Origin of the sequence: Kocuria sp. CPCC 205235, assembly GCF_040980905.1 — a bacterium.
Classification (GTDB): Bacteria; Actinomycetota; Actinomycetes; order Actinomycetales; family Micrococcaceae; genus Kocuria; species Kocuria carniphila.
In genome coordinates this window covers 77,807-103,965 of record NZ_JAVKPR010000005.1, presented here as the reverse complement: position 1 = coordinate 103,965, position 26,159 = coordinate 77,807, and the positions used below count along the sequence as shown (strand labels likewise).

The 26,159-nt window shown below is 64.4% G+C and carries 21 protein-coding genes; 12 read left to right on the top strand and 9 right to left on the bottom strand.

Annotated elements, in window-relative coordinates; translation table 11 throughout:
• Positions 1-44: 44 nt before the first annotated feature.
• From RF638_RS05525 to RF638_RS05500, 6 genes are all read right to left on the bottom strand, one after another.
• Positions 45-1,193, bottom strand: a complete 1,149-nt coding sequence (locus RF638_RS05525) for a glutamate--cysteine ligase (RefSeq protein WP_368841567.1) — start codon at positions 1,191-1,193, stop codon at positions 45-47.
• A gap of 96 nt (positions 1,194-1,289) precedes the next feature.
• A complete protein-coding gene (locus RF638_RS05520) occupies positions 1,290-2,552 on the bottom strand; it encodes a class I SAM-dependent methyltransferase (RefSeq protein WP_368629403.1) in 1,263 nt (420 codons plus the stop codon).
• Positions 2,553-2,583: 31 nt separating this feature from the next.
• Positions 2,584-3,342, bottom strand: coding sequence for an ABC transporter ATP-binding protein (locus RF638_RS05515; protein WP_095798822.1), 759 nt, complete (start codon positions 3,340-3,342; stop codon positions 2,584-2,586).
• Positions 3,339-4,361 carry an iron chelate uptake ABC transporter family permease subunit gene (locus RF638_RS05510; protein WP_095798823.1) on the bottom strand — a complete coding sequence of 341 codons (1,023 nt, stop codon included), beginning with the start codon at positions 4,359-4,361 and terminating at the stop codon, positions 3,339-3,341. The genes RF638_RS05515 and RF638_RS05510 overlap by 4 nt, the downstream gene beginning before the upstream one ends.
• Positions 4,361-5,476 carry an ABC transporter permease gene (locus RF638_RS05505; RefSeq protein ID WP_368630854.1) on the bottom strand — a complete coding sequence of 372 codons (1,116 nt, stop codon included), beginning with the start codon at positions 5,474-5,476 and terminating at the stop codon, positions 4,361-4,363. Before RF638_RS05505 ends, RF638_RS05510 begins: the two co-directional genes overlap by 1 nt.
• Positions 5,473-6,438, bottom strand: a complete 966-nt coding sequence (locus RF638_RS05500; protein ID WP_095798824.1) for a siderophore ABC transporter substrate-binding protein — start codon at positions 6,436-6,438, stop codon at positions 5,473-5,475. Before RF638_RS05500 ends, RF638_RS05505 begins: the two co-directional genes overlap by 4 nt.
• Before the next feature lie 420 nt (positions 6,439-6,858).
• Here RF638_RS05500 and groES point away from each other — a divergent pair, with 420 nt between their 5' ends.
• The 9 genes from groES (at position 6,859) to RF638_RS05455 (ending at position 21,110) form a co-directional block, all read left to right on the top strand.
• A complete protein-coding gene (gene groES, locus RF638_RS05495; protein WP_095798825.1) occupies positions 6,859-7,155 on the top strand; it encodes a co-chaperone GroES in 297 nt (98 codons plus the stop codon).
• Positions 7,156-7,263: 108 nt separating this feature from the next.
• Positions 7,264-8,865, top strand: a complete 1,602-nt coding sequence (groL, locus tag RF638_RS05490; protein ID WP_315278196.1) for a chaperonin GroEL — start codon at positions 7,264-7,266, stop codon at positions 8,863-8,865.
• Positions 8,866-9,025: 160 nt separating this feature from the next.
• Positions 9,026-11,089 (top strand): acyltransferase family protein, encoded by a 2,064-nt coding sequence (locus RF638_RS05485; RefSeq protein ID WP_315278193.1) that lies wholly within the window; start codon positions 9,026-9,028, stop codon positions 11,087-11,089.
• Between the two features lie 96 nt (positions 11,090-11,185).
• Positions 11,186-12,682, top strand: a complete 1,497-nt coding sequence (guaB, locus tag RF638_RS05480) for an IMP dehydrogenase (protein WP_129702361.1) — start codon at positions 11,186-11,188, stop codon at positions 12,680-12,682.
• A gap of 49 nt (positions 12,683-12,731) precedes the next feature.
• Entirely contained in the window at positions 12,732-13,853 is a 1,122-nt protein-coding gene (locus RF638_RS05475; RefSeq protein ID WP_129702337.1) for a GuaB3 family IMP dehydrogenase-related protein, read from the top strand.
• 96 nt (positions 13,854-13,949) lie between these two features.
• Positions 13,950-14,933 carry an SURF1 family protein gene (locus RF638_RS05470; RefSeq protein WP_129702338.1) on the top strand — a complete coding sequence of 328 codons (984 nt, stop codon included), beginning with the start codon at positions 13,950-13,952 and terminating at the stop codon, positions 14,931-14,933.
• Positions 14,926-15,519 carry a DUF3817 domain-containing protein gene (locus RF638_RS05465; protein ID WP_095798829.1) on the top strand — a complete coding sequence of 198 codons (594 nt, stop codon included), beginning with the start codon at positions 14,926-14,928 and terminating at the stop codon, positions 15,517-15,519. The genes RF638_RS05470 and RF638_RS05465 overlap by 8 nt, the downstream gene beginning before the upstream one ends.
• A gap of 41 nt (positions 15,520-15,560) precedes the next feature.
• Positions 15,561-17,159 (top strand): glutamine-hydrolyzing GMP synthase, encoded by a 1,599-nt coding sequence (gene guaA / locus RF638_RS05460; protein ID WP_095798830.1) that lies wholly within the window; start codon positions 15,561-15,563, stop codon positions 17,157-17,159.
• Positions 17,160-17,255: 96 nt separating this feature from the next.
• Positions 17,256-21,110 carry a DUF4011 domain-containing protein gene (locus tag RF638_RS05455; RefSeq protein WP_254049452.1) on the top strand — a complete coding sequence of 1,285 codons (3,855 nt, stop codon included), beginning with the start codon at positions 17,256-17,258 and terminating at the stop codon, positions 21,108-21,110.
• 385 nt (positions 21,111-21,495) lie between these two features.
• Here RF638_RS05455 and RF638_RS05450 read toward each other — a convergent pair whose 3' ends face one another.
• The 3 genes from RF638_RS05450 to RF638_RS05440 form a co-directional block, all read right to left on the bottom strand.
• Complete coding sequence (locus tag RF638_RS05450) at positions 21,496-22,170, bottom strand: RcpC/CpaB family pilus assembly protein (protein WP_173674346.1); 675 nt, start codon at positions 22,168-22,170, stop codon at positions 21,496-21,498.
• A gap of 142 nt (positions 22,171-22,312) precedes the next feature.
• Entirely contained in the window at positions 22,313-22,648 is a 336-nt protein-coding gene (locus RF638_RS05445) for an FmdB family zinc ribbon protein (protein WP_095798832.1), read from the bottom strand.
• Positions 22,649-22,695: 47 nt separating this feature from the next.
• Complete coding sequence (locus tag RF638_RS05440) at positions 22,696-23,343, bottom strand: 5-formyltetrahydrofolate cyclo-ligase (RefSeq protein WP_129702341.1); 648 nt, start codon at positions 23,341-23,343, stop codon at positions 22,696-22,698.
• Between the two features lie 147 nt (positions 23,344-23,490).
• Between RF638_RS05440 and galU the strand changes: the two genes are divergently transcribed.
• The 3 genes from galU to RF638_RS05425 all read left to right on the top strand — a co-directional run bounded on the left by galU (position 23,491) and on the right by RF638_RS05425 (position 26,092).
• Positions 23,491-24,399 carry a UTP--glucose-1-phosphate uridylyltransferase GalU gene (galU, locus tag RF638_RS05435; protein WP_095798834.1) on the top strand — a complete coding sequence of 303 codons (909 nt, stop codon included), beginning with the start codon at positions 23,491-23,493 and terminating at the stop codon, positions 24,397-24,399.
• Between the two features lie 13 nt (positions 24,400-24,412).
• Positions 24,413-25,057 carry a GNAT family N-acetyltransferase gene (locus tag RF638_RS05430; protein ID WP_368841566.1) on the top strand — a complete coding sequence of 215 codons (645 nt, stop codon included), beginning with the start codon at positions 24,413-24,415 and terminating at the stop codon, positions 25,055-25,057.
• Between the two features lie 336 nt (positions 25,058-25,393).
• Positions 25,394-26,092 (top strand): hypothetical protein, encoded by a 699-nt coding sequence (locus RF638_RS05425; protein ID WP_095798836.1) that lies wholly within the window; start codon positions 25,394-25,396, stop codon positions 26,090-26,092.
• Positions 26,093-26,159: the final 67 nt, after the last annotated feature.

Genomic DNA, 26,159 nt, shown 5'->3' with positions numbered 1-26,159 from the left:
AGCGCGACTGACGGTGCGGCCCGTGCGTTACGGACGGGTGCGGTTCAGCCCACCGAGTTGCGGTTGCGCTCCACGATGTCCAGGACCACGGCGCGCAGGTCGCCGTTGTGCTCCTTGGCCACGCGTTGCTGCCGCTGGTACCCGGCACCATTGCGGATGATGTCCTCCACGCGCGCGAGCTCGTCGCCACAGCTGAGGTCTGAGGCAATGGGCTCCAGCTTGTTGAGGAGCTCGGTGAGATCCTCGGTGATCAGGCGCTCGTCACTCTGTGCGTTCTGAATGATGATGGCGTCCAGACCGTAACGGGCCGCGCGCCACTTGTTCTCCTGGTGGTGCCACGGCGGCATGGTGTGAATGGTTCCGCCGTCGTTGAGGGTGCGGGAGAAGGACTCCACGAGGCACTGGGTCAGGGCGGTCAGCGCGCTCACGTCGTGCAGGGTGGAGGGCCCGTCGCACACGCGCATTTCCACGGTGCCGAAGCGAGGAACGGGTCGGATGTCCCAGCGGTTTTCGGAATCGTCCTCGATCACGCCGGTGGTCAGCAAGTCCTGAACGTAGGACTCGTATTCGTCCCAGCTCTTGAACTGGAACGGCAGTCCCGCGGTGGGCAGCTGCTGGAACACCTGGGAACGGTGTGACGCGTAGCCGGTGTCGTGGCCGCACCAGTACGGCGAGTTGGCGGAGAGCGCGAGCAAGTGCGGGTAGTAGTTCAGCAACCCTTCGAGAACCGGCAGGGCCTTGTTCTTGTGATCCACGCCCACGTGTACGTGCAGGCCGTAAATCACCATTTGGCGGCCCCAGTACTGCGCGCGGTCCACCACTTTGTAGTAGCGCTCCTTGTCCACGGCGGCCTGGTCCTGCCACTCCGAGAACGGATGGGTTCCGGCGGCGAAGATCTCCAACCCCTCGGGATCGGCGACCTTGCGGATCTCGTCCGACGTAAATTTCAACTGCGCGGTGGCCTCGGCTACGTCGTGGCACACTCCCGTGACCATTTCCACGGTGTTCTGCAGGAACTCACCGGTGACGCGAGGGTGGTCGCCGTCCTCGCCCATTTCGGGATTGGACGCGATGACCGCTTCGAGGACTTCCTGGCCGCGCGGTTCGAGCTCCCCGGTTTCACGATCAACCAGGGCGATCTCCCACTCGACGCCCAACGATGAGCGTTCGGAAGAGACGAAATCAATGTGCACGGCAGTGGTCCTCTCATGGGTGCACCGGGGATGTCCCGCAGTGCATGAGCGAGGCCGGGAATTCTTCACCGAATCTCGCACTGCTTAGCGGGTACTTCAGTGTACGGGGTCAACCACCAGCGCCGCGCGACGTTCTTTCCCGATTTCTTGCAAACGTGTCATCACCAGAGTGGCTTTTTCGGTGCCGCGAGGGGCCAGCTGTTTCCTGAGCTGTTCCGGAGTCACGTCCGTGCCGCGCTTCTTGATGGTCAGCGTGCCCACGTTGTGATCCCGCACCCACTTTTTGAGGGTCTTCACGTTGTGAGGCAGCACGTCGCGCACGCGGTACGCCGTGGCCAGCGGGGAGTCATGCAGCTCGTCCCCGGACAGATACGCGATGGTCGGGTGGATCAGGTGCGCGTCCAATTGCTGCGCCAGATCAGTGACCAATCCGGCGCGGATCACGGCGCCGTCGGGCTCGTAGAGGAACTCGCCCACTTCGCCCAGCAGGCCCCCTTCGGGCGCGGGGGAATCCCAAGTCTCGGAGGTCAGTTCCGCGGCGGTCGCGGAACCGTCCGCGCGCGAGCCCAGCACGAGCGCGGCACGGGCCACGTCCGGGCGGCGCACCGCGTTGAACCACAGCACCACCTCGACCACGTCGCCGTGATCGGAAACCCACTGTGCCTCTGCGTCGGCCGGCACCTGATCGTGAGGAATTCCGGGTCCCAGCTTGGCACCCACGGCCAAACCCTGATCGGCCAGCCCCGACACGAAGGAGAGGGGAGGCGAAAACGCCTCGGGGTCGAAAACGCGCTGGGTGCGCCCCGAACCGGTGACCCGACGCGCGGGATCCAGCCAGACGCCGTCGGGCGCGCCATTCTCGAGGTCCGAAAAATCAAGGGTTTCGACGTCGCCGCACACCACGTTCGCGTTGGGCCACCCGGTGAGGTTGACCGTGGCCACGGCGGCGGTCAGCTCGTCCTTCTCGACGGCGGTCACGGTGCGTTCGAGGGCGGCCAGGGCCAGGGAATCCGCACCGATTCCGCACCCGAGATCGGCCACGTGGGTGAGGTCCGCCTGGGCGTATCGGCGGGCGTGCAGCGCAGCCACGGACCAGCGCGTGGCCTGTTCCAGACCGTTGCGGGTGAAGACCATGTGCTGAGCAAACTCGCCGAATTTGGCCTTGGCCTGGGTGCGCAGCTTGGCCTGCGTGAGAGCCGCGGAAACCAACTCGGGGGAGTAGCCTTCCGCGCGCAGCGACTCGGACAACTTGAGCGAGCGCTCGGGATCGTAGGTTCCGATCGAATCCACCAGGTGCAGGCCCTGGGGCGTGAGGAGCTGGGCGAGGGCGTGCATCTCGGCATCGGCGGGGGAATTCACGGTTCCATCACATCACGAGCGCGCTCGCGGGTCACATGTAGTACATGCCCACGTGGTGGCCGTTGATGACCTCCACGCGGATATCCATGTCGTAGATGTCGCGCAGGATGTCCGGCTGCATGATCTCTTCGGGGGTGCCCTGACAGACGAGCGCGCCCTCCTTCATGGCCAGGATGCGATCCGAATAACACGAGGCGAAGTTGATGTCGTGAATCACCAGGATCACGGTCTTGCCGAGCTCGTGGGTCATGCGCCGCAGGAGCTTCATCATTTCCACGGAGTGCTTCATGTCCAGGTTGTTGAGCGGCTCGTCCAGGAGCACGTAGTCCGTGTCCTGGGCAATCACCATGGCAATGAACACGCGCTGCCGCTGACCGCCGGAGAGTTCGTCCACGTAGCGGTCTTCGAATTCGGTGAGGTTCAGGTAGTCCAGGGCGCGGTCGATGTGCTCGGTGTCCTCGGGCCGGAGTCGACCCTTCGAATGCGGGAATCTGCCGAAGCCCACCAGGTCGCGCACCGTGAGGCGAACCGTCAGGGTGTTCTCCTGGCGCAGAATGGACAGCTTCTTGGCCAACTGGTCCGAGGGGGTATTGAGCACGTCGTGGTCGTCCACGAACACGGAGCCGTCGTCCATAGTGACCAGGCGAGCAACCATGGACAGCGCGGTGGATTTGCCTGCCCCGTTGGCACCGATGATCGAAACCACCCCACCGGGTTCGATCTGTGCCGAGACATGATCCACCACGGTGGTCTCGCCATACTTCTTGGTGAGACCGGACAGCTCAATCACTTGATGGACCCTCTCAACAACAGGAACAAGAACAACAACCCACCGCAGAACTCAATCACAATGGACAGCGCCGTATCGAATGCGAAGACGCGCTCCAGGATCAATTGTCCGCCCACGAGCGCCACGATGCCGAGAAGCACGGAAATCGGCAGGATCCAGGCGTGGCGGAAGGTGCGGCACAGGGCATAGGCCAGGTTGGCCACGATCAGTCCGAAGAACGTAATGGGACCCACCAGCGCGGTGCAGACGCCCACGAAGATCGAGCAGACGATCAACACGGTGGTCACAGTGCGGGTGTGGTTGATCCCCAAGCTGATCGCGGTGTCACGGCCCAGGGACAGAACGTCGAAGCGGCGCCGCATCACGATCAGCGGAATGGTGGCGGCGGCAATGATGGCCACGGAGATTCGCAGCAGACCCAGGTCCACACCGGTGAACGAGGCGAACATGGAATCCTGCAGCACCATGAACTCGCTGGGGTCCAACAGGCGCTGCAGCAGCGAAGAAATACCGCGGAACAGCGTGCCGAACACGATGCCGATCAGCAGCACCAGGTGCAGTGAGAGCCCGGATCCCGTGAACAGCCAGCGGTACATGATGGCCGCGAAGAGCACCATGAGTCCGAGCTCCAGCATGAACAGGGGATAGGTCCCCAGCTGGGTGCGGCCCACGGTGCCGATCACGAAGATCAGCACGGTCTGGATCAGCATGAACAGGGAGTCGAAGCCCATGATGGAGGGCGTCAGGATCCTATTGGAGGTGACCGTCTGGAACAGCACGGTGGAGACACCCACGCAGAAGGCGACCAGGACCATGGTGAACACACGGTTGGCGCGGCGGGGGAGCACATAAGCGGCGTTGGCATCCAGGCCCAGGAACAAGTACAGGCCGATGCACACCAGGGCCAGCGCGCCGATGAGGGCGGTGACCATGGCCGGCGACACGGAGCGCACGACAAAGCGTTTGCGCTTCTGCTGGATCGCGTTGGGGACCGGCAGAGCGGCGGATTTGGGGGTCATCAGGAACGAGCTCGCTTCCGCAACAGCATGGCCAAGAAGATTGCAGCGCCCACCACGGCCACCACGGTTCCCACGGGAATCTCGAACGGGTAGCGGATCACACGACCCACGATGTCGCACACGAGCACGAAGCCCGCGCCGAAGACACCCACCCACGGAACCGACCGGCGCATGTTGTCACCGATCATGAGAGACACGATGTTGGGAACCACCAGGCCCAGGAACGGGATGGAGCCGATGGTCACGACCACCACGGCGGAAATGAGAGCCACGATGGTCATCCCCAGCGCCATAATGCGCTTGTAGTTCACGCCCAGGGTCGTGGAGACGTCCTGGCCCATACCGGCCACGGTGAAACGATCAGCGGCGATGTAACCAATCAGGGTGAGTGCTGCTACGAGCCACAGCAACTCGTAGCGGCCCTTGATGACGCCGGAGAAGTCACCGATCATCCACGTGTTGAGCGTCTGCAGCAGATTGAAGCGGTAGGCGAAGAACGTGGTGATCGCTGCGATCACGTTGCCCAGCATGATGCCGACCAAGGGAACGAGCAGCGCGTTGCGCAGCGGGATCTTCTGCAGCACGGCCAGGAACAGAGCGGTGCCGCCCACGGCGAAGACCGCCGCAACGCCCATCTTGCCGAGCAGTGGTGCGCTCGGAACCAGCACGGTGACGGCCAGCAGGCCCAATGAGGCAGATTCCACGGTGCCGACCGTGGAGGGTTCCACGAATTTGTTGCGCGCCATCTGCTGCATGATCAGACCGGCCACGGCCATGGCCATACCGGCAAGGATCACGGAGATGGTGCGCGGAAAACGGGAGACGGCCAGGAGATGAAAGGACTCTTGGAGTCCGGCGGTGTCCCCGCCGGCCACCTGACGCATCAGGGTGGCCGGCGTGACATCCGCGACGCCCACGAACGTTGAGATCACTGCCAGGACGAGCACCGCGAGAGCGGCGATCACCAGGGCACCGTTGGAGCGCAGCAGTCGCCTGAAGGGTCCGGGCCTTCCGGCCTGGTCCGAGCGATTACTTGCTCCGGGTTTTACAGCGGGTTGAGGTTCGGGAGCCGAACCGCCGCCGGTGTTCTCAGGTGCGTGAGCGATGGTGCTCACTTCAAGCTGTCCTGAACTTCAGTGATCATCTTGGGGAAGTTGTTCAGGCCGGGACCCACGATGTACCACGCGGAGGGATCCAGGTAGGTGATCTGGTCTTCCTTCGCGGCGGTGGTCTGGTTGACCAGGTCGTTGTCCAGAACCTGCTGAGCTGCCTGGCCGGATTCGCCCTGACCCACGGCCACGTCGCGGTCGATCACGAACAGGCGGTCCGGGTTGGCTTCGGAGATTGCCTCGAAGGACAGGGACTCACCGTGGGTGCCTTCTGACTGCACATCACCGGCGGGCTTCACGCCCAGGGTGTCGAAGATGATGTTGCCGAAGCGCGAGCCGGGGCCGTAGGCATTGATCTCACCGGCATTGGTCATCAGGAACATGGCGGAACCGGCATCAGTGGCGGCTTCCTTGGTGTCGGCGATCTGCTGGTCCACGCCCGAGAGTTTCTCCTCCACCTCGGATTCCTTGCCCAGGATCTGACCGATGGTCTCCGACTGCTTCTTGAAGGAGGCGACCGGGTCCTTCTGATCCATGGTCAAGTCCACGGTGGGGGCGATTTCCGAGAACTGGTCGTAGAAGTCCGCGGTACGGCCGGAAATGATGATCAGGTCCGGGTTGGCGGCCGAGATGGCCTCCATGTCCGGTTCCTTCATGCCGCCGGCGTTGACGTACTTCTCGTCCTGGTACTTCTCGAATTCGTCCGGCAAGGATGCGGGCTTGGGCAGGCCGTCGACCTCTTCGCCCAGGGCCTCGAAGCTGTCGATGACCCCCAGGTCCATGGAGATCACGGTCTCAGGGTTCTTGGGGACCTCGGTGGTGCCCTGGACGTGCTCCACGGTCACGGTTTCGTTCGAGGCGCTTTCCTCGGAGGAGGACTCGCCAGCGGCTTCGGTGGAGCAACCGGTGAGAGCGAGAAGGCCACCTGCGGTGAGCAGTGCCATGGCCTTGGGGCTGATGCGGTTCATGTCGTTCCTCAAGTGTTCAGGGAAGGTGCGGGATCGTGCGGCCGCGCAAACCCGGCGGCAATGCCAGGTAGGTACGACGGCGCCGTCGAACCCTGACCTGTGAATGCATCGTCTTAGGTTTGCCTTACCTGACAAACTAGCGGGAGGAATTGGGTGTGCGCAAGCTAATAGCGAACGTGTTACTTACCTAATTGTTTTCATCGGCGAGTGAACGTCTGGCACTCGCCTTGACCGACTGCCAGGCCAACCCTAGAGTGACTATTGGCACTCTCCGGGTGAGGGTGCTAAGGGCCAGGCGCTCAATCGGCACCGCGACGACGGTTGGCACGCCAACTGGCTCGTAGCGCATCCGCGGTCACGGGACCCCGTGAACCACCGTGGGCGCTCACCGTCTCATACGCCTAAAGAAAGGGAGAGATCGTGTCGGTCTCCATCAAGCCCCTCGAGGACCGCATTGTGGTCCAGCCGCTGGCCGCCGAGCAGACCACTGCTTCCGGTCTGGTCATCCCCGATACCGCCAAGGAGAAGCCCCAGGAGGGCACCGTCCTGGCTGTGGGTCCGGGCCGCGTCGACGACAAGGGCAACCGCATCCCCGTGGACGTCAAGGAAGGTGACCTGGTCATCTTCTCCAAGTACGGCGGAACCGAGGTCAAGTACAACGGCGAAGAGTACCTCGTGCTCCCGGCACGTGACGTGCTGGCAGTCATCGAGAAGTAAGTCTTCAGAATCCTTTCTGCGCGGTGCCCGCTGCGCCTACTCGTGAGTGGGTGGCGCACGGGTACCGCGTTTTTCACCCTTAGTTTTCTCGCCCGATAAGGAGCACACATGCCCAAGCAGTTGGCGTTCAACGACGCCGCTCGCAAAGCCCTTGAGGCCGGTGTCAACCGGCTTGCCGACACCGTCAAGGTGACCCTCGGCCCGCGCGGGCGCAATGTCGTTCTCGACAAGAAGTGGGGCGCCCCCACAATCACCAACGACGGCGTCACCATTGCTCGCGAAGTAGAGCTGGACGGCCCGTACGAGAACCTCGGCGCTCAGCTCGCCAAGGAAGTTGCCACCAAGACCAACGATGTTGCCGGTGACGGCACCACCACCGCGACCGTGCTGGCGCAGGCCCTGGTCAAGGAGGGTCTGCGCAACGTGGCCGCCGGTGCGGCCCCCAGCGAGATCAAGCGCGGAATCGAAACAGCCGTGGAGGCCGTGTCCCAGCGTCTGCTGGACAACGCCCGCCCGGTCGAAGGTCAGGACGTGGCCCACGTGGCCGCGATCTCCGCTCAGTCCCCGGAAATCGGTGAGCTGATCGCTCGCGCTTTCGAGACCGTGGGGACCGACGGCGTCATCACCATCGAAGACGGCTCCTCGACCGAGGTCGAGCTGGACGTCACCGAAGGTATGCAGTTCGACAAGGGCTACCTCTCGCCGTCGTTCATCACCGACCAGGAGCGCCAGGAAGCCGTCCTCGAAGACAGCCTGATCCTGCTCTACCAGGGCAAGATCTCTTCCGTGCAGGACCTGATGCCGGTTCTGGAAAAGGTACTGCAGGCCAAGAAGCCGCTGACCATCATCGCGGAGGACGTCGAGGGCGAGGCCCTGTCCACCCTTGTGGTCAACAAGCTGCGTGGCACCCTGGACGTCGTCGCGCTGAAGGCTCCCGGTTTCGGTGACCGCCGCAAGGCGATCATGCAGGACCTGGCCGTGCTGACCAACGGCACCGTGATCACCCCCGAGTTGGGCATCTCGCTGGACAGCGTGGACATGTCCCAGCTCGGTACCGCGCGCCGCGTGACCGTGACCAAGGGCCAGACCACCGTGGTTGACGGCGGCGGCTCGGCCGAGCAGGTCGCGGACCGCGTGGCCGAGATCAAGGCCGAGGTGGAACGCACCGATTCCGAGTGGGATCGCGAAAAGCTCCAGGAACGCCTCGCTCGCCTGGCCGGCGGCATTTCCGTGATCAAGGTGGGCGCCGCCACCGAGGTCGAGCAGAAGGAACGCAAGCACCGCATCGAGGATGCCGTTTCCTCCACCCGCGCCGCTCTCGAAGAGGGCATCGTGGCCGGTGGCGGTTCCGCTCTGGTGCACGCGTCCAAGGCCCTCGACGGCGCCGAGCTCGGTCTCGAGGGCGACGCCGCCACGGCCGTCGGTATCGTGCGCCGCGCCCTGGTTCAGCCCCTGCGCTGGATCGCCGAGAACGCCGGGCAGGACGGCTACGTCGTGGCCTCCCGCGTGGCGGACCTGGAACCGGGCCACGGCTATAACGCCGCGACCGACGAGTACGAGAACTTGGTCTCGGCCGGCATCATCGATCCGGTCAAGGTCACGCGTTCCGCTCTGCAGAACGCAGCATCCATTGCCGCTCTGGTACTCACCACCGAAACTCTGGTGGCCGAGAAGAAGAACGACGATGAGGATCACCATCACCAGCACTGATCTGCTGTGATGAAATCCACGCTGACCGGCGGCTTTCCCCACATCACGGGGCGGGCCGCCGGTTTTTCTGTGCGGGCACTCCGTACCTGTCACCACATGCGATGACGATCCATCTCACACCGATTCCGCGCTGGAACGTGCGGGGGTTAAGGTGACAACCATGCCCGAAACCATTGCTCCGCGGCCGACCGCGACCGACGTTCGACCGGATGTCGTCTCGCGTTATTCCGGTTTCCGAAAAGAAGTCCAGGGTCTGCGCGCCGTCGCCGTGCTGCTCGTGGTGATCTACCACGTGTTCCTGGGCCGGGTTTCGGGTGGCGTGGACATCTTCCTGTTGATCTCCGCGTTCTTCATGACGCTCTCGTTCGTGCGCAAAATCGAAAGCGGCCGCCCCTTGGCGATCGGCCGGTACTGGCTGCACACGTTCAAGCGGCTGCTTCCCCTGGCCACCGTGGTGATCCTGGTGACCGTCGGGCTGCTCACGGAATTCCCCGAATCCTCGGTCGCCCAATTCCGCTGGGAAGCGCTGGCCTCCGTTTTCTACGTGGAGAACTGGGCGCTCGCGGCGTCGTCGGTGGATTATTACGCGGCGGATCATTCCACGGCCTCGCCGTTCCAGCACTTCTGGTCACTGTCCGTCCAGGGCCAGGTCTTCTTGCTGTGGCCGTTGATCTTCGGTTTCGCGTGGCTAGTACGACGCCGCACACGCATCAGCTCGGTGCCCATTCTGGCGGTGTGTTTCGGCCTGATTTTCGCCGCGTCCATGATGTACTCCGTCATCACGACCGAAACTCAGCAGGCCTTCGCCTACTTCGACACGCGTGCCCGGTTGTGGGAGTTCGCGCTGGGTTCACTGATTGCCCTGGCCATTCCTTACCTCAACCCGCCGCGGGTACTGCGCATCATCCTGGGGTGGGTGGGCATTGTGAGCATGGTGTCCGTGGGCATCCTGGTGGACGTTCAAGGTGCTTTTCCGGGCTGGATCGCTCTGTGGCCGCTGCTGTCCGCGGCCGCAATCATCGTGGCCGGTAACACCGAGTCCCGGGTGGGGTTCGACCGGTTTTTGTCCTGGCGGCCCGTGGTGAAGTTGGGCGACGCCGCCTACGCGTTGTACCTGGTGCATTGGCCTCTGCTGGTCACGTACCTGGTCATCATGGATCGTCCCTGGGCCGGACCGCGTTCGGGTGTTGCGCTGGTGCTGGTGTCGATTGTTCTGGCGCTGATGCTCACGGCGTTGATTGAAAACCCGCTCAAGGCGTGGACGTGGCCCGAGCAGTCCAAGCGCCGACTGGCACTCGTGATCATCGCGTGTTTAGCGGTGGTTTCCACTGCGGTACTGTCCTGGACCGCCGTGGACGCCCACCGCAGCGCGCAGTTGGAAGCGGAAGCCGCGCGCAACAACCCCGGGGCGGCGGCACTTGCGGTCGAGGATCCCAGCGGCACCGAGACGGATGCGCCGCTGGTGCCGATCATTCAAGGGGATTACCCGAAACCGTCCCTGGGAGAGCCCTGCCCGGAAGAAATGGGTTTGAGTGCCGCAAATCAGACATGGTGTGGAATCACCATCGATGATCCGCAGGCAAGCCAAACGATTCTCGTGGTGGGCAACAGCCACACGATCCAATGGCTTCCGGCCATTGAGGATCTGGCGCGCAGCCAAGGGTGGAACATGGTGAGTTACATTCGGGGAAACTGCATCCTGGGCAGCGCCGATGACCAAGTGAGGGATCAGGCGGAGTGCGCAGAATGGCTCAGTGAGATCGACAAGGTCATCGATGACGCAGATCCGGACTTGGTCGTCACGACAGGCACCCGCTCCTTGGAAGACGGGGGTGAAGACCTGAGCCCGGGAATGGTGGAGAAGTTGCAGGAGTTGTCGCAAAAGACCGGGCATCTCCTGGCTATCAGGGACAACCCTCGTTTCGTTGACGCCCCGGGTCTTTGCGTCCAGGACGACCGGCGAAGCGCGCAGGATTGCACCCCTCCCGCCACCGACATCACGACCTCTCCGAACCCCCTCGAATCCATCGCCGGCCAGAACGAGGGGATCTCCACGGTGGACATGGGGGATCTCATTTGTCCTGACGGAATGTGCGCACCCGTCATCGGCAACGTGATCGTGTACTGGGACAATAATCATCTCACGCAGAACTACGTTCGTTCCTTGTCCCCGTTCTTCGTGGAACGTGCGGAGAAGGCCCTCACCGAGAACGGTTTGCTCTAGGGCGGCAACCGAGCCGCAGCCGCATGACCGTAGAATGAAACGGAAACTACTTGGTGAAAGGGAGCTTTCGTGACCGATGCCGTGCCCACCGCACTCATGGACGACCCGTTCGGCTTGACCGGACTGACCTACGACGACGTTTTGTTGCTTCCCGGCAACACGGACGTGATTCCTTCCGAGGCATCGACCAAGACCCGGCTTTCGCGCCGGATCGACGTTGAGGCCCCCGTTCTCTCCGCGGCCATGGACACCGTGACCGAATCCGCCATGGCCATCTCGATGGCCCGACTGGGCGGCATGGGTGTGATCCACCGCAACCTGTCCATCCAGGATCAGGCCGATCACGTGGACCGCGTCAAGCGCAGCGAGTCCGGCATGATCACCAACCCGGTGACCGTGGGACCGGACGCCACCCTGGCCGAGCTGGACCACCTGTGCGGCTATTACAAGGTCTCCGGTCTGCCCGTGGTGGACGAGAACCAGAGGCTGCTGGGCATCATCACCAACCGCGACACCCGTTACCTGCCGGAGTCCGATTTCCAGACCCGTAAGGTGCGCGAGGTCATGACCCCCATGCCGCTGGTGACCGGCAACGTGGGGATGAGCAAGGACGAGGCCCACAAGCTGTTGGCCACGCACAAGATCGAGAAGCTACCCCTCGTAGATGAGCAGGACCGGCTCACCGGCCTGATTACCGTCAAAGACTTCACCAAGGCGGAGCAGTATCCGCTGGCCACCAAGGACGACGAAGGTCGTTTGCGCGTGGGCGCCGCCGTCGGTTTCTTCGGTGACGGTTTCGAACGCGCCATGACCCTGATCGATGCCGGTGTGGACGCACTGTTCATCGACACCGCTAACGGCCACTCGCAGGGTGTGCTGGACATGATCTCGCGCCTCAAGCACGAGTCAGCCGCGTCCCACGTGGACATCATCGGCGGTCAGGCGGCAACCCGCGCGGGCGCGCAGGCCATCGTGGACGCCGGTGCGGATGCCGTGAAGGTGGGCGTGGGGCCGGGCTCCATCTGCACCACCCGCGTCATCGCCGGCGTGGGCGTTCCCCAGATCACCGCGATCAACGAGGCCGCCAAGGCCACCATCCCGGCCGGGATCCCGATGATCGCGGACGGCGGCCTCCAGTTCTCCGGTGACATCGGCAAGGCCCTGGTGGCCGGTGCCGATTCCGTGATGCTCGGTTCACTGCTCGCCGGTTGTGACGAGTCCCCGGGAGAACTCGTGTTCGTGGCCGGTAAGCAGTACAAGGCCTATCGTGGCATGGGTTCGTTGGGTGCCATGCAGTCCCGCGGTAAGAACACCTCCTACTCCAAGGACCGCTACTTCCAGGCGGACGTCTCCGACGATGAGAAGCTGATCCCCGAGGGCATCGAAGGTCAGGTGCCCTACCGCGGCCCCTTGGCTTCCGTGTTGCACCAGCTGGACGGCGGTCTGCGCCAGACCATGTTCTACGTGGGCGCTCACAACGTGGAAGAGCTCAAGATGAAGGGCCGGTTCGTGCGCATCACCCCCGCGGGGCTCAAGGAATCGCACCCGCACGACATCACCATGACCGTGGAATCGCCCAACTACAAGCGCTGATTCACCCCTCCCGCTACTCGCGCACGGTTGCGCGGGGAAAGGATTACCCGTGAGCTACGACATTGAGCTGGGCCGCTCCAAGCGGGTCCGCCGCACGTTCAACCTGGACGAGATCGCCCTGGTCCCGTCGCGGCGTACCCGCGATCCGCAGGACGTGAGCACGCACTGGCAGATCGACGCCTACAAGTTCGACATCCCCGTGGTGGGCGCGCCCATGGACTCGGTCATGTCTCCGGCAACAGCCATTGCCCTGGGTCAGGCCGGTGGCCTGGGCGTGCTGGACCTGGAGGGTCTGTGGACTCGGTACGAGGATCCGCAGCCGGTGTTGGACGAGATCGCGGACTTGTCCACGGACAACGTGCCCGAGGCCACGCGCCGGATGCAGGAGCTCTACAGCGCTCCCATCCAGCCCGAGCTGATCAAGGCCCGCCTCGCCGAGATCCGCGAGGCCGGCGTGATCGTGTCCGGTTCGTTGTCGCCGCAGCGCGTGGTCGAGCACTACAAGACCGTGCTCGAGGCGGGCGTGGACCTGTTCGTCATCCGCGGCACCACGGTGTCCGCCGAGCACGTCTCGCAGAACCAGGAGCCCCTGGACCTCAAGAAGTTCATCTACGACCTGGACGTCCCGGTCATCGTGGGTGGCGCGGCCGGTTACACACCGGCGCTGCACCTCATGCGCACCGGTGCCGCGGGCGTGCTGGTGGGCTTCGGCGGCGGCGCTTCGCTGCGCACCGAGTCGATCCTGGGCATCCACGCGGCGATGGCCACGGCCATTTCCGACGTAGCCGCGGCACGTCGCGACTACCTGGATGAGTCCGGTGGCCGGTACGTTCACGTGATCGCCGACGGCGGTCTGGGCACCTCGGGTGACATCGTCAAGGCGATCGCCATGGGCGCGGATGCCGTCATGCTCGGTACCGTGCTCGCGCGCGCCGAGGAGGCGCCCGGGCAGGGTTGGCTGTGGGGCGCGGAGTCCCACCACCAGCATTCACCGCGCGGGGAACGCACCAGCGTAGGCACCGTGGGTTCCTTGGAAGAGGTGTTGAACGGTCCCGCACGTCACGTGGACGGATCCTCGAACATCATCGGTGCGCTGCGTCGAGCCATGGCCACGACCGGGTACTCGGACCTCAAGGAGTTCCAGCGGGCCGAGGTCGTGATCCGCGGCTGACCACCGTCGGTCGAGTCAGAGTGGGCCGTCCTGCGTGTCGACCGATCCCCGCGGGGGATTTGGGAAACGCACAGGGCGGCCCACTACTCTTGTGTGGTGCTCAAGATCGCTCTCAGCCCCCGGTCGCTCGCCTTTCTGACGGTGAGCTTGATCATTGCGGCACTCTTCGTGATCTTGAGCATGTGGCAGCTGAGCAGTTCCGATCAGGCCGCCACCGTTGCCGATCCGGACAAGGATCGTGTGAAGCCCCTGTCTGAAGTGATTCAACCCGGCGAGGTGGCCACCGCAACCACTGCCGATCACACCGTGGAGATCACCGGTAGGTACGTTCCCGATTCAACCGTGGTGATCCCCGGCCGCCTCTACGACGGCGCGGAGGGCTACTGGGTGGTCTCGGAACTCGTGATTCGTGACTCCGAAGAGTCGTGGGATGCCGCCAACGGTCCCATGTCCATGGCCGTGGCGCGCGGCTGGGTGGAATCCGCGGATCAGGTGCCCGCGGCGCCGTCGGACGCCGTGACCGTTGCGGGCCGTTTCCTGCCGCCCGAGGCGCCCCTGGGCGACCGCGAGCTTCCCGAGAAGGAACTGGCCTCACTGTCTCCCGCGCAGCTGACCAACGTGTGGAACGCCCCGTTGTACTCCGGGTACGTGGCGGCCGCCGCCGAGGTACCCGCGGGCGAGGAGCTGCCCGTGACCGAGCAGGGTGCCCTGGCAGAAAACGCGAGCGTGATGAGCGCTGAGCTGCGTGATCTGGACATCGATCAGCAGCCCACCGATACGTCCCTGAACATGCTGAATCTGTTCTACGCCCTGGAATGGATCGTGTTCGCGGGCTTCGCGGTGTTCCTGTGGTGGCGCTTCGTCCGCGACGAGTACCTGCGCCGTCAGGATCCTCAGAAGTACTTCTACCTGGAGGGGGACTACTTCTGGGATGAGGACGCCCAGTCCTTCTATTACTGGGACGAGCGCGATCAGTGCTACTACTACTTTGACGACCAACCGGCGGCGACCTCCTCATCCAATGGAGCCTCGACGCGCGAGAACCGCACCCACCCCGAGCACGGAGCCACGCATGAGTGAACCCACCCCTGATCCCCAGCACAACCCCAAGCCGGTTCGTCGCACGGACGGCGTGCGCGTGAACACTCCCGCGGACGCCACTCCGGAGCGCGCCACCGTGCCCGAGAACGTCAAGGCGCGTGCGGCGGCACTGCAGCCGCGACGTCGATTCGGCGGCACCGAGGCTCAGATCCGTGGTGCCCTGACGTTCTACAAGATCTGCGCCTGGGTTTCCGGTACGTTCCTGCTTTTACTCGTGGCCGAGATGATCACCCGCTACGGCCTGGGCTACGACCTGATCGCAGGCGGCACCGACAAGATCACCGGTGAGACCGTGGCGCTGGGCTGGCAGAACCTGGAACTGGAGAACCTGGCCGGGGGAGTGAACATCTCCACGTGGATTCTGATCATCCACGGCTGGTTCTACGTGGTGTACTTGGCGGCGTGTTTCCGCATCTGGTCGCTCATGCGTTGGCCGTTCCCGCAGCTGATTGTGATGGCTCTGGGCGGTGTAGTGCCGTTCCTGTCCTTCATCGTGGAGCGCAAGATCCACCGTTCCACCGAGGTGGAGCTGGCCTCGAACCCCAAGGCCGCCAAGCGATACTGAGCGTGGGATAAAGCGCGCGCTGGTGTTCTAGACTTGAGCCCGTGACTGAAACCCCTGACAACCTCACCGAACTCGAGGACCGCCCGGTTCTTGTGGTCGATTACGGCGCGCAGTACGCGCAGCTGATCGCCCGCAGGGTCCGCGAAGCGAACGTCTACTCGGAAATCGTTCCGCACACCTGGTCCACCGAAAAAATTCTGCAGCGCAATCCGGCGGCCATCATCCTGTCGGGTGGCCCGTCCTCCGTGTACGCACCCGGCGCACCGCAGCGTGACTCCGAGCTGTTCGAGGCCGGCGTGCCCGTGCTGGGCATTTGCTACGGCTTCCAGGTCATGGCCAGCGCACTGGGTGGCTCGGTGGAACGCACCGGAGCCCGCGAATACGGTGCCACCGTGGCCACCGCGTCCCAGGAGGTCACGGGAACCCTGTTGGAGGGCTCTCCGGACGTGCAGACCGTGTGGATGAGCCACGGTGATTCCGTGACCGCTGCGCCGGAAGGTTTCACCACCCTGGCTTCCAGTGACGGCGCCCCCGTGGCGGCCTTCGAGAATCCCGAACGCAAGCTCTACGGCGTGCAGTGGCACCCGGAGGTCAAGCACTCGGCCTACGGCCAGCAGGTGCTCGAGAACTTCCTGTTCAACGGTGCCCAGATCAGTCCGTCATGGTCCACCGGCAACATCATTGACGAGCAGGTCGCCCTGATCCGCGCCCAGGTGGGCGACGGCAAGGCCCTGTGCGGCCTGTCCGGCGGCGTGGACTCGGCTGTGGCCGCGGCTCTCGTGCAGCGCGCCATCGGCGACCGCCTGACCTGTGTGCTGGTCGATCACGGCCTGATGCGCCAGGACGAGGTGGAACAAGTCGAGAAGGATTACGTGGCCGCCACCGGTGTGAAGCTCCACGTGGCCCGCGAATCGGATCGCTTCCTCTCCGCACTGGCCGGCGTGAGCGATCCCGAGACCAAGCGCAAGACCATCGGCCGCGAGTTCATTCGTGCGTTCGAGGCCGCGGAGGAACAGGTGCTGCGCGCCGAGGCCGCTGACGGTAAGCCCGTCCAGTTCCTGGTCCAGGGCACCCTGTACCCGGACGTCGTGGAATCCGGCGGCGGTGAAGGTGCAGCCAACATCAAGAGCCACCACAACGTGGGCGGGCTGCCGGAAGACCTACAGTTCGAGTTGGTCGAGCCGCTGCGCCAGCTGTTCAAGGACGAGGTCCGCGCGGTGGGTCGCGAACTGGGGCTGCCGGAGAACATCGTGGGCCGCCAGCCCTTCCCCGGCCCCGGCCTGGGTATCCGCATCATCGGTGAGGTCACCGAGGAGCGACTGGACATCCTGCGCCGCGCGGATGCCATTGCCCGCGAGGAGCTGACCCGCGCCGGCCTGGACGACGACGTGTGGCAGATGCCCGTGGTCCTGCTCGCGGACGTCCGCTCGGTGGGCGTGCAGGGAGACGGCCGCACCTACGGTCACCCCATTGTGCTGCGCCCCGTCAGCAGCGAGGATGCCATGACCGCGGACTGGTCACGATTGCCCTCGGAGTTGCTGGCCAAGATTTCCAACCGCATCACCAACGAGGTCGAGGAAATCAACCGCGTGGTCCTGGACGTCACGTCCAAGCCGCCCGGAACCATCGAGTGGGAGTAATCCCACACTCGTTGTGATCGAACATCAGTGCCGGTGCGTCGGCCGCGTCACCCGGGAGCGGGTGGCGCGGTCGGCGCACTCGTGAGTAGGAGACTCATGTCTGCAGACGCGCCCCAAGAACGCCCCGAGAACACCACCGAGACCGGGACCGATTCCAGGGTGTCCTTGCGTGCCTGGACCCAGCAAATGGATGCCTATACCGGTCCGGACACACTGCTGGAATTCAACCGCGTGGATAACGTGTGCATCGACCTGGCGGAAGCCAATTCCTCGGGACAGGCGCAGTTGTTGATGGGCCGTCCCACCAGACTGTCCACGATGATTCATCATCAGGACCCCGCCTACGAACGTGCTGCCCGCTCCGCACGTGCGCTGCGTACCAAGATCCATGAACTCTCGGTCATGCACGGACTGGACGCCGCGTATTTAGCGGCTGGAACGGCGTCGTGGTTGACCAACCCGGCCGTGGACGGGCAGCGGCGATTCATCGCACCGGTGCTGCTGGCGCCGGTGACCGTGAAGCTACGACCGGACGGTAAGGATTTCGAACTGCAGATTGTGGCTCCGGCGCGGTTGAACCCGGCCCTGGTGCGCCGGTTGCGCGAGGATTACGACGTGGAGCTGGCCACGGGGGAGATGTCTCGCCTGGCGTACGGCACCCGCCGTCTGGATCCCGCGCCCGTGCTCGAGACCCTGCGGCAGCTGGCCGTGGACGTCCCGGGCATGCACGTGGATCACCAGCTGCTCGTGTCGACCTTCGCGGACCTGCACGAACGTCCCGCGGACGAGAACGTCGAGGCGCGCACCGCGTTCGTGCGTGACTTGGCGCGGCTGAAGAACCACGAAGTGGGCAAACTCCCGGTCGTCTCTCCCGTCGAGAACCGCGCCGAGCCTCTCGACCACCGCGATCCCGCGCAGGAACTGTCCCTGACCGATCTGGACCGCAGCCAGCAGGAGGTCGTGGACCTGGCCGAACAAGGCGAGAGCTTTGTGGTCAGCACACCGGTGGGCACTCCTGCCATCGACACCGTGGTGGCCACCGTGGGCTCACTCGTGTACCGCAACAAGAGTGTCCTGGTGCTGGGCGAGTCCCGCACCACGCTCTCCGCCTTCACCCGCGCCTGGAGCCGTTTGGGTCTGGAGTCGCTCGTGCTGCCGCTGGGCTCGCACCTCAACGACGATGACATCGCCGAGCGACTCGTGAACGCCATCGCCCGCAACGAGCGCACTGAAGAACCGGATCTCGAGCAGCTCCACAACACACTGCGAGTTACGCGGGGTCAGCTGCGTGTTCACGAAGAATCGCTGCATGCCGTGCGCCCGCGCTGGCAGGCCTCGCCCTATCAGGCGATGCAGGCCCTAGCGGAGCTGACGGCCCGCGAACCCGGCCCGCAGACGGCCGTGCGGTTCCGCCGATCGGTGCTCGACGCCGTGTCCCACCGTGCCGAGGTCGAGAAGCAACTGGAACGCGCCGCCCGATTGGGGGCCTTCGACGCCGAGACCCTCGCCGGGCCGTGGAACGGTGCTCGCTTGGTCAATGACGACGAGGCCCGCGAAGCCCACCAACTGGCCAAGTCCCTGCTGCTCGAACTGACCACCCTGAAGACCGGGATCCGCAGTGTCCTGGCAGTGTCCGGGCTGCGCCCCGGAAGCACCATCCAGGAGTGGGCGCAACAGCTGTCGCTGGTCATCGAGGTCGGCGACTCCCTCAAGCACTTCACCCCGGACATCTACGACCGACCGGTCACCGACCTGATTGCCGCGACCGCGTCATCGGGCTGGCGCCGGGATCACGGAATCGAGATGACCGGGCTGCAACGCTCACGATTGCGCAAGGCCGCCAAGGAGTACATGCGCCCGGGTGCACACATCTCGGACCTGCACGCGGCGTTGGTCAAGGTGCAGTCCGAGCGGGACCGCTGGCGCACATGGGCCACGTCCCTCGAGCAACCGGCCGTGTCCGATCGCGCTCGCGAGGTCCGGGACATCCAGCGTCGATTCAGTGAGGACCTCGAGGGACTCGCGATTGCCCTGGAAGGTTCACCCACCGCCGCCACACTGGAATCAGCGGACGTCGAGCAGCTGGAAACCACTCTCGACGATCTGATCAACGACGAGGCCCACCTGGCCACGCTGCCCGAACGCACCATGCTCTTGGACGACCTGCGTTCGCGCGGGTTGGGGGAGTTCCTGCAGGACATGCAGGACCGTCGCGTGCCCGCCCACGAGGTCCGGGGTGAGCTGGAACTGGCCTGGTGGCAATCCGTGCTCGAGGCCATGATCAGCGGCGACGACTTCGTGGCTATGCCCCACGGCAACGAACTGCGACGCACCGAATCCATTTTCCGTCGCGCCGATTCCGCACACGTGGCCTCGGCTCCCGGCCGTTTGATGCACGAACTCGCCATGCGCTGGAGGCACAGCATCCGACGCAGTCCCGTGGCCGCTCGGAACTTGCGGGACATGCTGCGCTCGGGGCGGGTGCGCCCGGACCAGTTGAGCGCGGAGGAAGGGCTCATCAAGCAGTTGGTGCCGGTGTGGACCGCGAGCCCGCTCGTGCTCTCGGCAACGCTGGCCGAGGACCAGCACATCGACACCGTGGTCATCCTGGACGCCGAATCCACGCCTCTCGCCGCGACCCTGCCGGCTCTGGTGCGTGCGGACCAGGTCATCGCCTTCGGCGATGCCCACGCCGGTAATCCCCACCCCTTCACGGTGGCACCGCAACAGAATTCCGGGGACGTCCCACAGCCGGTGGCCGAGCTCGAATCGGCCTTCGACGCGCTCAGCCGCGTGGTCGACCAGCGCGGTCTCACCTCGGTGCGTCGGGCCATGGACCCGCGCCTGTTCAACTACCTCAACTCCGCGTTCTACGACGGCGCTCTCGCTCGCCTCCCGCACGCATCCGAGCTGGTCAGCCCCACCTCGGGGATGTCCGCGGAGTACGTCGAGGACGGCGTGGGTGTCCTGACCGCCGGTACGGAAGGTGTGCAGGCGCCGTCGGCGGAGGTGCAGCGCACGGTGGATCTCGTGTTCGCCCACGCGATGCGTCACCCCGAGCGCTCGCTCGCCGTCGTGACCGCAAGTGCGATGCACGCGACCCGCGTCGCGCAGGCCGTGCAGCGCAGGCTGCGCGAAAACGGTGAGGCCGCAGATTTCTTCGCGCCGGGCCGTGAGTCCTTCCGCGTGGTTGAACTTCACCGCGCCGCCGGGATCGAACGCGACACCGTGATCTTCTCCCTGGGCTTCGGGCGCACCACGTCCGGCAGGTCGACACCCAACCTGGGCGCGCTGTCCGAGAAGGACGGGCGGCAGGCCTTCGTGCGCGGCATGACCCGCGCACGTCGCCACACGCACATCGTCACCTCCATCCACCCCAAGGACACCGAGGAACGTCGCCTGCAGTACGGCGCGCGGGACATGTACCGCATGCTCGAGTTGCTCTTCGGCGAATCTACGACATCCGAGAAGGCCCAGGCGCCGGCTTCGATCGCCGACGACGCCGCGGACGCCCTGGTCGCGGACCTCGCCGACCGCTTGGGTCGCGCGGGCGCCACGGTGCACACGGACTATGCGGACATCATTGACGTGGTGGCGTACGCGGATACCGAGTCCCTGTCTGCGGGTGCCGTGGTGCAGCCGACCGAGAACGGCGAAGCCCCGCGGATTCCCGTAGCCATCGAGTCCGACGGTTCCGATCGCAGCCGCGCCCTCAGTGTGCGTGAGCGCTCCCGCCTGATTCCGCAGCAACTCGAACGGGCGGGCTGGAACTACGTGAGCCTGTGGTCCGTTGAGGTCTTCACGGATCCGCAGACGGTGGCATCGCTGGTGCAGCGGTATCTGGGGCTGAACGCCAAGGCAAAGTCCTCGGCGACCGAGCCCCGTGAGCAGGAAGCTGCTGAGTGGCCGGAGCGATCCGAGGACTCGTCGGCTGACGCGGAGAACGGCTGAGCGGGCCCATGAACGAGGAAAACTCGGCCCCGAAGGCCGGATCCGACGAGCCCGTGGATTTCGTTCATGGTTCTGACTCCGGTCACGAAACCGGGTCACGTCAGGTGGCGGATTCGGATAGCAGCACTGCTTCCGGAAATGCTACCGAGCTTTCCAAACGCCGGCGCCGGGGGCATCGGCGGGTCACCGGTGGTCGTGCGCCGGATCCTAACTTGGCCGTGAACGATCCCGCCCTCTCCGCGCGGCCGAGTGACCCAGATCGTGCCGCGTCCGGGGCCTCGGATGCTATGTCCGACTGGGAACACGAGCTGTGGTTAAAGGAACAGCGTCCCCCGCACTGGGGCTGAAAAACTCTGCCCCCACACGGCACGTCCGAGTTATCCACCTAATCCGCCACCAGGATCAACGATGTTCGTCCGGAGCCGTCCAAGGAGGCCAGACCAGTCGCGGTATCACGCGGCGCGGCCAGTACGACCAGACCCAGGTCGGAATCGGTTCCCGAAGCCGACAACAGCGACGCATCTTGACCAGCATCCTCGGATGCGCTCCACAGCACGGTCACCGATTCCGCCATGGTTTTCCGTTGGTCGTGCCCGGCGCTGTCCGGTTGGTGGACCACATCCACACTGTCACCGGGACGGATGTGTCGCAGGACTGCGGGATCGCTGACACGAATACTGGCCGCAGTGGTGCCGTCTGGCTGGCCTTTGAGGAGTCCCGGACCAAGCACTGAGGATTCCGTCAGGAATTGCCCGGGGACCAGGGCAACCGTGGCAGGCTGTCCCGTTACGAGTGCGGGGTCCGTGAGTGCGTCCTGGGGAACCCAATCGATAGGGACGTCCTGGACGTTCATATCCGAACTGGTCAATGCCTGCCCCGCGGGTATTGGATTGACCACGGTCACCACGGGGGAGGACTGCGCGCTCGGGGGAGCGAACCGCAGGATCAGTAGTGTGAGCGCCACGGCACACAGGGCAGCGGCGACCAACCGGTGGCGGCGGTTCACCGCCGTTCGGAAACGCAGACTCAGCGGATATCGGGGGCGGGCTCGTGGGCTCATGCCCGAACGTTATGAGCATTCACGGGTCCGCGGCGGAGTCGCCAACTCGGTTGGGGATGCGCGCGCGACTTCACAGGCCGCGGTCGCACTGTGGAGTGCCTATGCCGCGGTCATCTCACGACGCGCCGCAGGGGACTGCCGTTCAGGACGAGGAAGCCCCAGATGTACCAGCGCTCGAGGCGGCCTTGTTGGAAGAGGACTTCTCGGAGGAGCCGGACGAAGACGACGTCGAATTCGACGACGATGAAGATGAGCTGGACGCCGAGGAATCCGAGCCGTTCGAAGCGGAGGACTTGGCATCCGAACGAGAATCGTTGCGGTAGAAACCGGAGCCCTTGAACACCACGCCCACGGTGTTGAACTTCTTACGCAGCTGGCCACCGCACTCGGGGCATTCGGTCAGGGCATCGTCCGTGAAGGACTGACGGATGTCGAAGGCATGGCCGCAGTCTTTGCAGCCGTAGGCGTAAACGGGCACGGATTTCCTCGCAAGTAGTTGGCACTGGTGTGGACCGAGTGCCAATCTTACTCCGCCCCGGACGGCTGCGAAGTGTGATTCTTACTGCTCCCCAAGCCGACCACACCGCGTTCGGTCAGTGCCTTGGTCATCACGGCGTCGTGTGGTTCTCGCGGGATACTCCCGGCGACCAGGATCTCGTCGTGGAACACACACGCAAGCATCTCGGGCAGGGGATGCGCGGCCGCGAGTTTTTCCAGGAAGCGGTCGTAGTAGCCGCCCCCGAAACCCAGCCGAACGCCGTCGGCGCCCACGGCAACGGCCGGGATGACCATCAGAGCGATGGTTCGGAAGACCTCGATGTCGTGCCGGGGACCGATCGGTTCGCGCAGACCCGGCAACGAGCCGGGGGCAAGCGCGATTCCCGGCCGCCATTGGCACCACCGCATCGCACGGTCGGTCTCCACCACGGGCACCCAGACCCGGTGACCGGCTTGGTCCGCTGCCTCGAGAGCAGCCAGCAGCGGAGGCTCCGTGTCCAGGGGCAGGAACGCGGCCAGATCCCCGGTCGAGGTCCTGGCCAACTCCCGCATTAGGTGCTCGGTCAACGCGTGCGCTGCTGCCTGGCGCACCTGGGGTGAACGACGACGCCGCTCGGTCAGTATGCGCCGCCTCAGGTCGGCTTTCGTGGTCCCGTTCGAGGAAATGGAGGTCATCACAGTTCCGTCCTTGGTGGATTCGAGCGGCGGTCATCGAGGAGAAACGTGCGAAAGCGGGGTGTCCCCTCATGAAGGGACGATGACAAACTCTGCATATTTTGCCTCAATCAGCCACACGGAAGGATCGTCCATTAACCTGAGTTTATGAGCCCTAATCAAACCAAGCGCGCGCACAAGGCGGTCATCCCCGCGGCAGGTCTGGGAACTCGTTTCCTGCCGGCCACCAAGGCCATGCCCAAGGAAATGTTGCCGGTCGTTGACCGTCCCGCCATTCAATATGTCGTTCAGGAAGCCGTGGACGCGGGCCTGGACGATGTCCTGATGATCACGGGGCGTTCCAAGCGCGCCCTGGAGGATCACTTCGACCGTGTGCCCGCACTCGAGGCATCCCTCAAGGAATCCGGCAAGGACAAGCTGCTCACTGAAGTTGAGCACGCCTCCGACCTGGGTGAGATTCACTACCTGCGTCAGCAGGATCCCAAGGGCCTGGGCCACGCAGTGTTGCGTGCCAAGACCCACGTGGGCAATGACCCCTTCGCCGTGCTGCTCGGTGACGACCTCATTGACGAGAGCGAAGACCTGCTCGAACGCATGATCGAGGTTCAGCAAGCCACCGGTGGTTCGGTCGTGGCTCTCATGGAGGTTCCGCAGGAGCAGATCAGTGCCTACGGCTGCGCGGACATCACCGCGGTCGATGGCCAAGAGTACGTCCAGGTCAACGGATTGGTGGAGAAGCCCGCTCCGGAAGATGCGCCGTCCAACCTGGCCATCATCGGCCGGTACGTGCTGCACCCCGAGATCTTCGAGATCCTCGAGAACACCCCTCCGGGCCGCGGTGGCGAAATCCAGCTGACGGACGCCATGCAGACCATTTCCGACAAGGGTGATCAGGCGCACGGTATGTACGGCGTGGTCTTCAAGGGCCGCCGCTTCGACACCGGTGACAAACTGTCCTACCTCAAGGCCAACATCGTGCTCGCGTGCGAACGTGGCGACCTGGGTCCGGACCTGCGCGAGTGGGTCAAGGATTTCGCAAAGGACCTGCAGGACTGATAGTCAGTGTTCCGTGAACACTGAAGTCGTGTGGCCGGTAAGTGTGCAATGGGCGCAGCTGACGCTGCGCCCATTGTCCATGCGTGACCGTGCTGAATGGGACAGCGTCCGGTACCGGAATCGTGAGTGGTTGGAGCCGTGGGAGGCCAGCAACCCGCTGCCCGGGGGAGAGCCGCCCACGTACCGCCAGTTCGTGAAGCTGATGCGCGATCAAGCCAAACAGGGCACCTCGTTACCGTGGCTGATCACGGAAGTGAATCCGGAGACCGGCCGAGACGAATTGGTGGGCCAGCTGAGTGTTTCCAGCATCACGGGTGGCTCGTTCAGATCGGCCACTCTGGGGTACTGGGTGGATGCCGCTCAAGCGGGCCGAGGGATTGCGCCCATGGCGGTCGCAATGGCCACCGATTACTGTTTCCAGCATTTGAATCTGCACCGGATGGAAATCAACATTCGCCCGGAGAACGTCAAATCTTTGCGAGTGGTGCAGAAACTTGGATTCCGTGACGAAGGTTTACGGAAAGACTTTTTGCACATTTCCGGGCACTGGCGGGATCACCGGAGCTTTGCCCTCACGTCACCGGAGGTTCCCCGCGGGTTGGTGCATCGCTTCACGGGATCCGATGAACTCGTGACCGTGCACCGGGGACGTTTCTGATGACCCCGGCAAGGGTATTCTGAGGAAAGCACCGTGTAGCACGCAACGAATTACACCGTTGTAAGCAACACGGTCCTGTGTGGCGCAGATTTCGTCCCCCGCTCCTTTAGGGTAGGGGTCGTGGGATTGACGTGGGTAAGCAGCTCGGCCGTTTTGGCCATCGTGTGCGTGTTGTGCGCGGTATGGCTGGCACCCCGAATTCTGCGACGTGAAGACACCCCCGTGCTGGCACAGGTGGATGCGCGCGACCTCCGGTTCGATGCACCCCGCAATGGCCCACAGCACACTACAGTGAGTCTTGCGCCCAAGACATCAACCTACGAACGGGAGAGCACCATGGAGACGCCGGCAACGGAACCGTCCACCGCGGCATCTGCGCGCCGCCCCATGGCCGGCCTGCACATTCGGTGGGACCGCACCCTGATCTTCTTGGCCGGTGCCATGCTGTTGTTCACCGCTCTGATCACGGGTGTCATGGCTCCTTTCACCGCGGTCACCTGGGCTGTGCCGACCGTCCTGACTCTGCTGGGCATCGGTTGTGTTGCCGGATTGCGTTACCTGGCCGTCGAGGAACAAAACGTTCGTCGTGCCCGCGGTTCCGTGAGCGCTCCGGTGGAGCAGCCGGAGCAGAAGCTCTTCGACAACGAGGACGAGAACCGCCAGGAAGAACAGGTCCGCGAACGCCGTGCCATGGCCGCGCTGGATCTGCCCGTGCAGGTGGAACAGCCTGAGCAGCAGGTTGCCGCGAAGACTCATGAACCCGCCTACACCGTGGATGAACTGCGCGCGGAAGCCCTCAAGGTCGCTCGCTCCACTGCCCCCAAGTTCGAGGGCAAGGCCACCTGGAAGCCGGTTCCGGTTCCCAAGCCGCTGTACACCCAGGCTCCGGTCGTTCCCCCGCGTGAACCCGAGCCCCTGCAGGTTCCGCAGCGCCCCGCAGCCAAGTCCACCACGCTGAAGGACGCCGCCGAGGCGGGTGCACGGGAATCCGCGGCCCTCAATCTGGACGACGTCCTCAAGCGCCGCCGGGCATAGCGCGTAGAACCACAACGATTTAGAGAAATATTTTGATTCCGCGCCGCGGCCGTACCCAGCAGGGATG

What these genes read in the sequence shown, in the direction of transcription:
- RF638_RS05510 (WP_095798823.1), bottom strand. Translation starts at nt 4,361, where the DNA reads ATGACCCCCAAATCCGCCGCTCTGCCGGTCCCCAACGCGATCCAGCAG.
- RF638_RS05500 (WP_095798824.1), bottom strand. Translation starts at nt 6,438, where the DNA reads ATGAACCGCATCAGCCCCAAGGCCATGGCACTGCTCACCGCAGGTGGC.
- groL (WP_315278196.1), top strand. Translation starts at nt 7,264, where the DNA reads ATGCCCAAGCAGTTGGCGTTCAACGACGCCGCTCGCAAAGCCCTTGAG.
- RF638_RS05485 (WP_315278193.1), top strand. Translation starts at nt 9,026, where the DNA reads ATGCCCGAAACCATTGCTCCGCGGCCGACCGCGACCGACGTTCGACCG.
- guaB (WP_129702361.1), top strand. Translation starts at nt 11,186, where the DNA reads ATGGACGACCCGTTCGGCTTGACCGGACTGACCTACGACGACGTTTTG.
- RF638_RS05465 (WP_095798829.1), top strand. Translation starts at nt 14,926, where the DNA reads ATGAGTGAACCCACCCCTGATCCCCAGCACAACCCCAAGCCGGTTCGT.
- RF638_RS05455 (WP_254049452.1), top strand. Translation starts at nt 17,256, where the DNA reads ATGTCTGCAGACGCGCCCCAAGAACGCCCCGAGAACACCACCGAGACC.
- RF638_RS05450 (WP_173674346.1), bottom strand. Translation starts at nt 22,170, where the DNA reads ATGAGCCCACGAGCCCGCCCCCGATATCCGCTGAGTCTGCGTTTCCGA.
- RF638_RS05440 (WP_129702341.1), bottom strand. Translation starts at nt 23,343, where the DNA reads ATGACCTCCATTTCCTCGAACGGGACCACGAAAGCCGACCTGAGGCGG.
- galU (WP_095798834.1), top strand. Translation starts at nt 23,491, where the DNA reads ATGAGCCCTAATCAAACCAAGCGCGCGCACAAGGCGGTCATCCCCGCG.
- RF638_RS05425 (WP_095798836.1), top strand. Translation starts at nt 25,394, where the DNA reads ATGGAGACGCCGGCAACGGAACCGTCCACCGCGGCATCTGCGCGCCGC.